General features: G+C 32.7%; 10 protein-coding genes. 6 read left to right on the top strand and 4 right to left on the bottom strand.

The features are described from left to right. Positions 1-187: 187 nt before the first annotated feature. A complete protein-coding gene (locus tag CW357_RS15175; protein WP_124218486.1) occupies positions 188-1,000 on the top strand; it encodes an MBL fold metallo-hydrolase in 813 nt (270 codons plus the stop codon). Positions 1,001-1,052: 52 nt separating this feature from the next. On the opposite strand, the gene CW357_RS15170 is transcribed toward CW357_RS15175, so the two are convergent. Continuing rightward, the gene (locus tag CW357_RS15170) at positions 1,053-1,601 is read right to left on the bottom strand and encodes a superoxide dismutase family protein (protein ID WP_124218485.1); all 549 of its coding nucleotides are present in this window, start codon (positions 1,599-1,601) and stop codon (positions 1,053-1,055) included. A 114-nt stretch (positions 1,602-1,715) separates the two neighbouring features. Continuing rightward, complete coding sequence (locus CW357_RS15165; protein ID WP_124218484.1) at positions 1,716-2,018, bottom strand: YunC family protein; 303 nt, start codon at positions 2,016-2,018, stop codon at positions 1,716-1,718. Positions 2,019-2,264: 246 nt separating this feature from the next. On the opposite strand from CW357_RS15165, the gene CW357_RS15160 reads away from it, so the two are divergent. Continuing rightward, the gene (locus CW357_RS15160; protein WP_119416732.1) at positions 2,265-2,891 is read left to right on the top strand and encodes an RraA family protein; all 627 of its coding nucleotides are present in this window, start codon (positions 2,265-2,267) and stop codon (positions 2,889-2,891) included. A gap of 115 nt (positions 2,892-3,006) precedes the next feature. Here CW357_RS15160 and CW357_RS15155 read toward each other — a convergent pair whose 3' ends face one another. After that, on the bottom strand, positions 3,007-4,017 hold the full coding sequence (locus CW357_RS15155) for a VanW family protein (protein ID WP_371684299.1): 1,011 nt from the start codon (positions 4,015-4,017) through the stop codon (positions 3,007-3,009). A gap of 153 nt (positions 4,018-4,170) precedes the next feature. Here CW357_RS15155 and CW357_RS15150 point away from each other — a divergent pair, with 153 nt between their 5' ends. The 4 genes from CW357_RS15150 to CW357_RS15135 all read left to right on the top strand — a co-directional run bounded on the left by CW357_RS15150 (position 4,171) and on the right by CW357_RS15135 (position 9,550). Further along, positions 4,171-6,177 (top strand): catalase, encoded by a 2,007-nt coding sequence (locus tag CW357_RS15150; RefSeq protein ID WP_119416731.1) that lies wholly within the window; start codon positions 4,171-4,173, stop codon positions 6,175-6,177. A 190-nt stretch (positions 6,178-6,367) separates the two neighbouring features. Next, positions 6,368-6,829 (top strand): phosphate-starvation-inducible protein PsiE, encoded by a 462-nt coding sequence (gene psiE / locus CW357_RS15145; RefSeq protein ID WP_119416730.1) that lies wholly within the window; start codon positions 6,368-6,370, stop codon positions 6,827-6,829. A 236-nt stretch (positions 6,830-7,065) separates the two neighbouring features. Beyond that, positions 7,066-9,045: a winged helix-turn-helix domain-containing protein gene (locus tag CW357_RS15140; RefSeq protein WP_124218483.1), complete on the top strand. Its 1,980-nt coding sequence runs from the start codon at positions 7,066-7,068 to the stop codon at positions 9,043-9,045. Continuing rightward, entirely contained in the window at positions 9,005-9,550 is a 546-nt protein-coding gene (locus CW357_RS15135; protein WP_164489621.1) for a helix-turn-helix domain-containing protein, read from the top strand. Before CW357_RS15140 ends, CW357_RS15135 begins: the two co-directional genes overlap by 41 nt. Before the next feature lie 385 nt (positions 9,551-9,935). Here CW357_RS15135 and CW357_RS15130 read toward each other — a convergent pair whose 3' ends face one another. Next, complete coding sequence (locus tag CW357_RS15130) at positions 9,936-10,826, bottom strand: 3-hydroxyacyl-CoA dehydrogenase (protein ID WP_124218481.1); 891 nt, start codon at positions 10,824-10,826, stop codon at positions 9,936-9,938. Between the last annotated feature and the right edge of the window lie 152 nt (positions 10,827-10,978).

Below are 10,978 nucleotides of genomic sequence, written 5' to 3'. Positions count from 1 at the left end.
AGTCATTTACACAAAATTATTGACACTCCCAAAATACCTAAATTATAGTAATTTATTATTATAAATATAATTTTTAATTTAGTTCTGCATGTAAAAAATCTATATGTTTTGACTATTCGTTTGACAATTATTTATATTCCCTTTAGATTTATGTAAAATCTCATATAACACAAGGGAGAAATTTCAAATGCTAATTAAGAAAAAAATTAAAATGGATAATACAAAAGGTGTAAACAGTATTAATGGGGTTTTATCTTTTCAAGGGGTTATTTTAAATGTACATTGTTTTGTAAGTGATGGGGTTCTGATTGATACTGGTGGAAAAAGATTACTTAAACACTTTGCTCCTTTCTTATTGGAACAAGATTATGACCAAGTTTGGATTACACATCATCATGAGGATCATACAGGTGGTGCAGCTTTTATAGAGAATACAATCAAAGTTCCTATTTATATTCATAAAAAGTCGTTGGATGCCGCTAGTAACAAGCCTGACTATCCCCTATATCGGCAACTCTTTTGGGGAAGAAGGAAAAGTTTTCACGCTAATCCCTTTTCAGACACAATGCCTTCTCGAAATTCCATGTGGGAGATTATTGAAACACCAGGTCATACTAAGGATCATCTTGCCTTTTTAAATCGCCAAACGGGACAACTTTTTACAGGTGACCTATATGTCACGCCGAAAACAAAAGTTATCATGCAATCTGAAAGTATCCCTACTATTATCAAATCATTAGAAAAAGTAATTGCATATCAATTTGATGATGTATTTTGTCAACACTCAGGATATGTAGAGGATGGCCGAAGGATGCTAGCGGCAAAGAAAGAGTATTTAGAAGAAATTCAACATAAAATTTTAACACTTCATAAGAGCGGTTTTACTATTAAGGAAATTCAAAAGCAACTATTCCCCCAAAAATACGCGATTACAAAATTCTCATCTGGTGATTGGGACTCTATTCATATTATTAATTCTGTTATTTTTGATCAAAATTAAAAATCAATAAGAAAAGGTGTAACGCTTATTCACACATTACACCTTTTCCTTACTATTTAATTACACCACAAGCTATACGATCTCCTGAGTTTCCACTCGGATCTGTAATATAATCATCTTTGTCTGCATGAATGATAAATGCACTACCATTATCGTCAAATAATGAATGCTCTGCTCCTTTTTCAATCGTGAAATCTTTCGTTGTAAATTCTACATCTACAGTTCCATCTTCCTCCACCTGAATATTTGGCAAATCCCCTAGATGATAGCCTTTTGGATTATTATATCCGTGCTGTTTTTGTGTTGGATTAAAGTGTGCACCAGCTGATTCGAACTTTGGTTTTTCACAAATACCTACTTCATGAATATGAATGCCATGAGTACCTGGAGATAAATCTTTTAATTTTAAGTCAATCTTTACTCCTTGGTCAGTCTGTGTTAAATTTGCAGTTCCAATATCTTTTCCCTCAGAATTGATAAAATCAGCTTTTGCTGTAACACTTTTTTCCCCATTAACAGCTTTCATTTCACTATCTTCTTTTGATGCCGAACATCCTGCTATTAAACTAATTGTTGCAATGATTAAAAGAATTTTTTTCATTTACTAACACTCCTTTTTTGTCAGACTGTACAAAAAAGTGTGTATTTAATCAAAAACCTCTTTAAAATAGGATCACTTTCGATTATCGAATGCATTGTTTTTTTAGTAAGTATCTTATATCATCTTCAATAAAGCTTCTTCACCAATCATGCCTTTTGTAATCCCAAGTTCTTCTGCTTCAAACGTAACAGATTCTAAAGGAGCGTATAATAATTCCTCAATTGTTTTGACACCAACAGCTCTACCCGCAACAATTTTACGGTCAGCTAATCTAGTATTCAAAAGTCCCACATCTAAAGCTCCACACATAATATACCCTTTGTCATTAGAAATAGTGAGTAACGTTGTCTTTGGCAAAAAAACAGAAACCGCAGTGAACGAATGCCCTTGAATAATTAATGTCTCTGTAGAAACCATTTTTATCCCTCCTCCATATATACATATGGGACTGAAAGAAAAGTGGTTCTACTAATTTTTGAAAAGAATTCATTTCAAATTTTTCAATTAAACGCAACTTTGATTATGATTTAAGTTTTCTAAATTTTAATCCATCCTTCTATAATCCTCATTCATCTTTAAAATCCTCAGTTTCATCTACCAACTATTGCCACCTATAATCTGCTCCTATAAAATATAAACCAATATTTCATAGGAGGATTTGACATGACTAATATCGATGAATTATTACATACTTTACCAACTACCGCTATTTCTGACGCACTTGCTGGTACGACTAATTTAAATGCTGCTATAAAGCCTTTACAAGATCACTTTCATATTGCCGGACGTGCAGTAACTGTACGCTTACCAATCGGAGAAAATGGTGCATTATTAGAAGCGATTCGCATCGCTCAACCCGGTGCAATTTTAGTTGTTGATGCCAAAGGAGATACAAATCGTGCGGTTGCAGGTGATTTCGTTATCTCCTTAATGAAAGGAATGGACATTCAAGGACTTGTTGTTGATGGCGTAATTCGCGATATTCAAGCAATTCGGGAATTAGACTTCCCTGTTTTCAGCTTAGGTACAACGATTGCCGCAGGGAATAAATTTGGTGGTGGTGTTATTCAAGTTCCAATTGCAGTCGGTGGAATGAGTGTGCAACCTGGAGATTTTATCGTTGGCGATGCCGACGGTGTAGTTGTTATTCCTCAAACTCAAGTTCATGATGTTATACAAAAATCACTAAATAAACTCGAAAAAGATGAAGCTCGTGCTCAATCTGTATCTGGTGGAAAAGATGAAATTATTGCCTATTTAGATCAAGTTTTAGGAAATACAAAAGTATAGCCATCAAATGGCTGCCCTGGTTTAACAACAGGGCAGCCTCTTATTTATATTGACTTTATTGTTTGAAGACATAAATGACAGCAGCTTCATAAACGCTTAACAAATGCTAATAACATTATTCATTTAATAACAATTGCTCCGCATATTTTTTTGAAGTTCTTATTTCAACTGTTAGTGAGCTGTTTCCATAATATGTTTTGATTAAGAACGGAACACCGCTGTTATTCTGAAATCTAAAATCTAAAGCACCATATGAAACCGTTGCATCTCTTCCTTTTGGAACGTATCCAATATCGATTGAATGATGGTGTCTTTCTATATATTTTACATTTATTTTATCTATTGCGTTAAAAAGCGTTGAGGATGTTTGGCAAACCCCTCCCCCAATTCCCATTACCAGTTTTTTATTAATAATTTCTGGTGCGGGTTGATATCCATTCGCTTGGTCCCTCGGTCCAACCATCAGGTTAAATGAAAAATGATCTCCATTTCCAACAATGATATTGTTTAAAGCTTTTGCAGAAAGCTCTATATTTTTGTTTCTCTTTTCTTTTGTACGATTAAAATAGGTTGTATAGGAAGCAACTGCAACTTCACTAAATGTTGATACCTCATCTGGATTATAATTACTATGTGTTACATAAATCGGTAATTCTACGACACCACCAATAACAGATGTCTTCAAAATCCTATCTACTAGTTCATTTTCTTTTAGAATAACAAAAGGATTTCCTTTTAAAATGCTTCCATCTTCACCTATTTTATCAAGTTTCATCCTTTGGTCATACCCTTTTGTTGTTTCGGTACCCCTTGCTATTTCTTTTGCTATATCCTTTACCTCATTCACATACTCTTCATAATTAGTATCAAACCATATCTCATCAGGAGAAAAGGTTCTGATCACTTCTGAAGTATTTGGATCTACAATTTTAATATCATTAGAATTATTTACTTCGACTTTCTTATCAATTCCTTCTGCTATTACCTCAACTTGTTGCTCATCTTCTGATATCTTTTTATCTACTCCTTCTTTATTTATCGACTTTCCAAAACATCCTGCTAAACCAATTGAGCATGTTAATAATAAACCGAACATCCTTTTTTTCATCACAAACTTATCGAACACCCACCTCTTATATATTTTGCTTAAATATTGTATTCAATTGAATTTGAATCTGTGTGGTCCTTTTTAGACACATTATTTACATATACCAAAACGTTTAATAACAGACAAATTAGGCAATAAATATATTATGTCGAATAATTTGGAGGAAATCATATGTCTAATAGTAAGGATGAGCAATTAAAGAGATTTACAATCAATAATGAAAATGAATCTCCCTTAACAACAAATCAAGGTTTAAAAATGACGGAAGATGAATTTTCTTTGAAAGCAGGTTTGCGTGGTCCTACGTTAATGGAGGACTTTCATTTTCGTGAAAAGATGACTCATTTTGATCATGAACGTATTCCAGAACGTATTGTTCATGCACGTGGTGTAGGTGCACACGGTATTTTCCAACTATACGAATCATTAGAAGATTATACTAAGGCTAATTTTCTAACAGATACGTCAAAAATCACGCCAGTTTTTGTTCGTTTTTCCACTGTACAAGGTTCGAAAGGATCAGCTGATACAGTGCGAGATGTTCGTGGTTTTGCAACTAAGTTTTATACTGACGAGGGTAACTTTGATTTAGTCGGAAATAATATGCCGGTATTCTTTATTCAAGATGCGATAAAATTCCCTGATTTTGTGCATGCTGTGAAACCAGAGCCGAACACAGATATTCCTCAAGGTGCCAGTGCCCATGACACTTTTTGGGACTTTGTTGGACAAAATCCAGAAACTGCACATATGGTCATGTGGATTATGAGTGATCGCGCCATTCCTCGAAGTCTAAGAATGATTGAAGGCTTTGGCGTTCATACTTTTCGTCTTATAAATCAGAATGGCAAAGCACATTTTGTAAAATTTCATTGGAAGCCAAAACTAGGTCTACATTCATTAGTTTGGGATGAAGCACAAAGAATATCCGGCAAAAACCCAGACTTTCATCGACAAGATTTGTACGATGCCATCGATCAAGGTGAATATCCAGAATGGGAGTTAGGATTACAAATTATTCCTGAAGAAAATGAACATCAATTTGATTTTGACATTTTAGATCCAACAAAATTATGGCCAGAAGAGGATGTACCTGTAAAACTGGTTGGAAAATTAACGTTAAATCGAAATGTCGATAATTTCTTCGCAGAAACAGAACAAATTGCTTTTCATCCAGGGCATGTAGTTCCAGGGATTGATTTTACGAATGATCCACTTTTACAGGGACGGTTATTTTCTTATACGGACACGCAACTCTCACGTCTAGGTGGACCAAACTTTCATCAAATCCCTATTAACCGACCTGTATGTCCATTTACGAATAATCAGCGCGACGGAATGCATCAAATGATCATCCACAAAGGTCAAACTAGCTATCATAGAAATGCCTTAAACTACAATCAACCAGCTCCAGTACCACCAGAAGAAGGTGGCTATGAGCATTATCAAGAAAAAGTGGATGGACGACAAATTAGAGGTAGAAGTGAAAGCTTCTTAGATTTCTTCTCCCAAGCAAAATTATTCTACAATTCTCTTGCTACGTATGAAAAAGAGCATTTATTAAATGCCCTATGTTTTGAAATTGGAAAATGTAAAACTGAGATGGTAAAGATCAATGCAGTAGCTATTTTAAATCAGATTGATCGACAAATGGCTGAAGAAGTGGCCAATACGATTGGTGTTCCTTTACCTAAGGAAAATCATGAAGTGGATTCAACTAAAAAATCTCCTGCCCTTAGCATGGCCAATACAATTTTTAAAGCGGATACAAAAAAGGTCGCCATTTTACTTAACGGAACACCAGATGAAACTTTATTAAGAGAATGGATGATGAAGTTATTAGAGAATAAAGTAAATTATTGTTTAGTCGATAAAAAAATTTATGAGTTAAATCAAATAGGGAAAATTTCTGAAACATATGATATTGCAGACCCAACCCTATTTGATGCAGTGCTATTAATAAGTAGTGATTCAAATATCGATACACGAGCATTAGAATTTATTGATACTGCATATAAGCATTATAAGCCCATTGCCTTATCACTAAGTCACCCAAAATCTATCGAATTCAGTCGTGTAAAATTAAATTCCCCAGGCGTTTATGATTTAACCAGCCTAAAGATTAATCCATTTATTAATGGTATTGCAAAAGGGCGATTTTGGGATAGAGAAGTATAAAAATTCACTTTTTCGCATATCTTTTTAATTATTTATATAACCCAATGAGCCAAAAGCAAATTTGGGTTATTTTTCGTGGTATTTATATATAATCCTTTTTCCTTTTAGAATAATTTTGTATAATTAACATATAAGGTAATAACTTCAATAGTAGATTCTAAGAGATTATTAATCGAAACGGGGGATGCGAATGGAAAAGTCTAAGGAGATTATGTTAAAAATGCAACATCTAGTTCCAAGAATACTCCAATGGTTTCTCAATATTTGTTTGATCATATTAGCCTTATTTTTAGCCATTTTAATGGTTAAAGAACTTATTGTTTTTTTCGAAATACTTTTCAGTCATCATAAGACCACTCACGAACATGAGGTCTTTTTTGCGAACATCTTAATCTTCTTTCTCTACTTTGAGTTTATCACCATGATTGTTAAATACTTCAAAGAGGACTATCACTTCCCACTACGGTATTTCATCTATATCGGTATAACTGCAATGATTCGACTTGTAATTATTGACCATTCGGATGCAAAAAGTATGCTTCTTTATGCATTTGTTATATTATTGCTCATCATCAGCTACTTCATTATCAACATTACCCCTCTAGAACGCCCTATGAAAATATTTTATAAGAGAAAAACTAAAATAGAATAGTGCTGTATTAAATCTCCAATAATTATGAAATAATTCAAAATTATAATATAGAATTTCAAACATTATTAACAGATTAGCATACTCATAAAGGCCTCATTTATTCGACAACATTCTACTAAATTTACAAATATTTATATGTAATTTATTGTATTTTAGTGGTAAAAAATATATTATTAATTTGAATATAGTAAAAACATATATATTTATAACTCAGCCAAATTTTAGGAGGAACCTTTATGCAGATAATCTGGTTAAGGTCTAAAACAACTATGCCTACCCCACTTGAAGACGCTGTTGATCGTGATAGATTATATAAAATACTTAATAATGATTATGCAAAAAAACTGACAATACTACGCGCACCTGCAGGATATGGAAAGACAACAATATTAAGTCAATGGTTACGCAAAACTAATACAACCATAGCGTGGTTATCGATTGATTCAGCAGATAATGACCCCATGCGATTTTGGCAATATATTATTAATACGCTTTCTGAAGTTACACAAACTGATATCAATTTAGAACTCTCCTCACTATTATCTTCTCAAGATCCATCCAATTTAGAGTCCTTAATAGATTCTTTTATAAGTGAAATTAGCAATATTAATCAAAAAATCTCCATGATTCTCGATGATTATCATCTAATTAAAAATGAGACTATTCATTCGATGCTAACACAATTCATCGAGTATTTGCCTGAAAATGTTCATGTTTTTATAACAACTAGATCAAAGATCCCTCATCTTCCTATAGCTAGATGGACGACCAAGCCATGGTACAGAGAAATTGGGATGGAACTTCTTCGTTTTAATTATGAAGAACTACAACAATTTTATGAGAAGAAAAAATTATTGATGACCAATTCATCTATTTTACCGATAATTTTAAAAAAGACAGAAGGCTGGATAGCTGGAATACAATTAGCTGAACTTTCAATGAGGAGCTCTTCATCAAATGAAATAAAGTTTGATGATTTTACTGGTGCTAATCCATATATATTCGATTATCTATTGGATGATATTTTAAAAAGTCTTCCAGAGGACTTACAAGATTTTATCTTACAAACTTCAATTTTAGATTCTTTAGACCCGAATGTTTGTAATAATTTTACCAATCAAACGAATAGCTTGAACATACTTTCAGATTTAGAAAAGATGGGTCTTTTCATCGTGCGTTTAAACGCTGACCCTCCTGTTTTTCGATACCATCATTTATTTGCAGAAGCATTACAAATAGAGTTTAAAAAAAGGTATACTGAAGAAAAAATCCAAACGATAATTCAACATGCTGCCGACATTTTATATCGCAATGGATATTACATCTCTGCTATTGAATTATTATTAAAAAATAATAACTTTTCGTTAGCTTCAACGTGGATTATAGAATATCTTGTTGATATTTTTACTTTGGGACAAACATCTACTCTTGTTAACTGGGTACGGATTATGAAAAACAACAATTACTCTATTCCGATTGAAATTTTTGTAATGGATATAATAGCACTTATTTCTGCTTTTCAATATGAAGAAGCTGCCATATTAATAATTGAACTAGAGATGAGACAACAAATCGAAAATTGGATGGAACAAGAAGAAAATCTAGGAGTTGCTAGTATTTTCGAAACAGTGAAAGCTTATGCGATCATTTCGTCAGCAGGTGATGTTAAACAAGCGTTAGCGATTATTCAAAGGCAATTGAAAAAAGGGTTAGTAAGTTCAAGATGGGACAATATACGGATTCAATATAATACTTTTGAACACAAAATTTTACGAACAAGTATCGGTGCAAAAGGAAAGATTCAAATAAATGACGATGCCATTGCTTTTTCAAACTTAATGAGAGAATCTGAGTTTAAAGATCAGCATATGACTGTTTTTGGCTATGGTTTGTCAGCTGAGACTATGTATGAAGTCAATGCTATTGAATTAGCATCTGAAGAATTAGAAATTGCTCTAGAATCTGGTCTTCGCAATAATGATCCTGGACTATTTATACCTATGTATCTCCTAAAAGCACAAATATATATAAAGAACAATAACTTTTCTTCTGCACATCTATTATTGACAAACGCAATGGAACTTGTACAAGAAAAACATTGGATTCATATATTACAAACTATGAATGCAAAGTGTTTTATACTTGAAGGAAACCTTCTTCAAGCAGAAAAAGAGCTTGCCACTTCTAAATTTGTTAATGGCCAAATCTCAAACTAATGATGCTTTGAATATGATATTACCTGTTAAGGCTAAAGCATTGCAAGAAGGACAAATCTCAACTATTATTGAAGCCTTTATACTAGAATCTATTTGTGAAAAAGCTCTTGGAAATGTTGAAGCTTCTTTCGTAGCTATACATGAAGCGCTAAAATATGGTTTAGCTAATAATTATATTCGTTCTTTTTTAGATGAAAAAGACTGTTTGCCCATATTAAAAGAATATTTAAAAATGCGACAAACAACGGAAAGTATAAATGAGAATAAGGTGCCTCTTTCATACGTAAATTATTTGCTTGAAAGTTCTGATTCATCAGATCATCGATTTGAATCACTTACATCGCGCGAGATGGAAATATTAACTTTACTATCTAAAGGTGCAACAAATAAAGAAATCGCCAATCAGCTTTATCTTTCTGAAGGTACTGTTCGTGTATATTTAACAAATATATATAGTAAATTAGGTGTCAATTCACGTTCTAAAGCAATGCTTTTATTAAAATAAATAATTTCCCCTTATAAATGCATATTTAAGAATAAAACATCACACAGTGGATATTTCGTCTTCATCCATTGTGTGTCAGTTGAACCAATCATAAAGTTCAGGTCTTATCCCCTTATAGTTACAGCTGAGTATTGATTTGTTTTTCGAAGTGTCTTAGTATTCAAACACCCTTACGACAACAATGTACGCATTTTGACAAAATACTTCATTTTTCTGAATTTTAATAATAATTATTCCCTAGGAAATATTTTCGATATTTCGAAGAGAAATTTTTCAATGATCTTTTAGTAGAATCTGAATTCAGTCTCCCATTATGTAAAAAAGCCATTTAATAAAGTAAATACTTTATCAAATGGCTAATATTATGCTCTAACAAATTCAAATCTTATGCTTTTAAGAAATCCGGATCTAAATATGCTGGGTTTGGATATTTGTAGAAACCTTCCCCTGTAGCTTTTCCCATTTTCCCTTTATCGATAAATTGAGTTTTCAACATATCAGCTATAGGTTGTACTGCTGGATTATGCTTTGCTTCTGTAGCAACAATATTATATGCAGTTTGTAATCCAACAACATCTAGAATAGCAAAAGGTCCTAATGGTGCTCCTGTTGCTAGCATCCATGTCTTATCTATTGTTTCAGGATCAGCCACACCTTTCGCTAACAATGCTTGACCAGCGCTTAAAAATGGAACCAATAAAGAATTTAAAATATAGCCAGGTTGTTCTTTAAGAATATGAAGAGGAATCATACCAATTGATTTTGCAAAATCAATCACTTCTTGTTCGTATTTTTTGTCTGTTCCTGGATGTCCCATTACTTCAGCAGTATTGTTTTTCCATACTTCGTTCGCAAAATGTAATGCTAAGAATTTTTCTGGGCGACCAGTATATTCAGCAAATTGACTAGGAACCATTGTTGATGAGTTAGAAGCAAAGACTGTTTTTTCTGGCGCAACAGTTGCTAAATCTTGATAGAATTTAATTTTAATCTTTTCTAATTCTGGAATTGCTTCGATGATTAAATCTGCATCTTTGACAGCTTCTTTTAAATTTGAACTAAATGTAAAACGTTCAAGTGCTTCTGCTGCTTTTTTTGCATCATTGAAATATGTTGCATAAGTATCTTTTAAACCAGTTAGACGTTCTTTTGCTTTTTCTAATGCAGCATCATTAATATCATAAACACTTACATTATAGCCATGAAATGCAGTTTGAAAAGCAATTTGACTTCCTAGAACACCACTACCTGCTACAGTTACATTTTTGAAATTCATATAAATGATCTCCTTTTGAACGCATATTATCATTACAATTTTATTATTACTATTTTCTCCTTTAAAAGTCAATAAAAAAGTAAGTATTCACTTACTTTTAATAGAGTAATAGTTTCCATAAAAAAAGCTAAATCTCAAGACACTTTAAACTA

The organism is Rummeliibacillus sp. TYF005 (assembly GCF_003844195.1).
Classification (GTDB): Bacteria; Bacillota; Bacilli; order Bacillales_A; family Planococcaceae; genus Rummeliibacillus.
Note: the sequence above shows the minus strand (reverse complement) of the source record. Positions and strands in the feature narration are given on the sequence as shown.

Bases quoted from the DNA above. Each gene is read 5' to 3' on its own strand.
- CW357_RS15140 (WP_124218483.1), top strand. From the start codon at position 7,066: ATGCAGATAATCTGGTTAAGGTCTAAAACAACTATGCCTACCCCACTT.
- CW357_RS15175 (WP_124218486.1), top strand. From the start codon at position 188: ATGCTAATTAAGAAAAAAATTAAAATGGATAATACAAAAGGTGTAAAC.
- psiE (WP_119416730.1), top strand. From the start codon at position 6,368: ATGGAAAAGTCTAAGGAGATTATGTTAAAAATGCAACATCTAGTTCCA.
- CW357_RS15130 (WP_124218481.1), bottom strand. From the start codon at position 10,826: ATGAATTTCAAAAATGTAACTGTAGCAGGTAGTGGTGTTCTAGGAAGT.
- CW357_RS15150 (WP_119416731.1), top strand. From the start codon at position 4,171: ATGTCTAATAGTAAGGATGAGCAATTAAAGAGATTTACAATCAATAAT.
- CW357_RS15165 (WP_124218484.1), bottom strand. From the start codon at position 2,018: ATGGTTTCTACAGAGACATTAATTATTCAAGGGCATTCGTTCACTGCG.
- CW357_RS15170 (WP_124218485.1), bottom strand. From the start codon at position 1,601: ATGAAAAAAATTCTTTTAATCATTGCAACAATTAGTTTAATAGCAGGA.
- CW357_RS15160 (WP_119416732.1), top strand. From the start codon at position 2,265: ATGACTAATATCGATGAATTATTACATACTTTACCAACTACCGCTATT.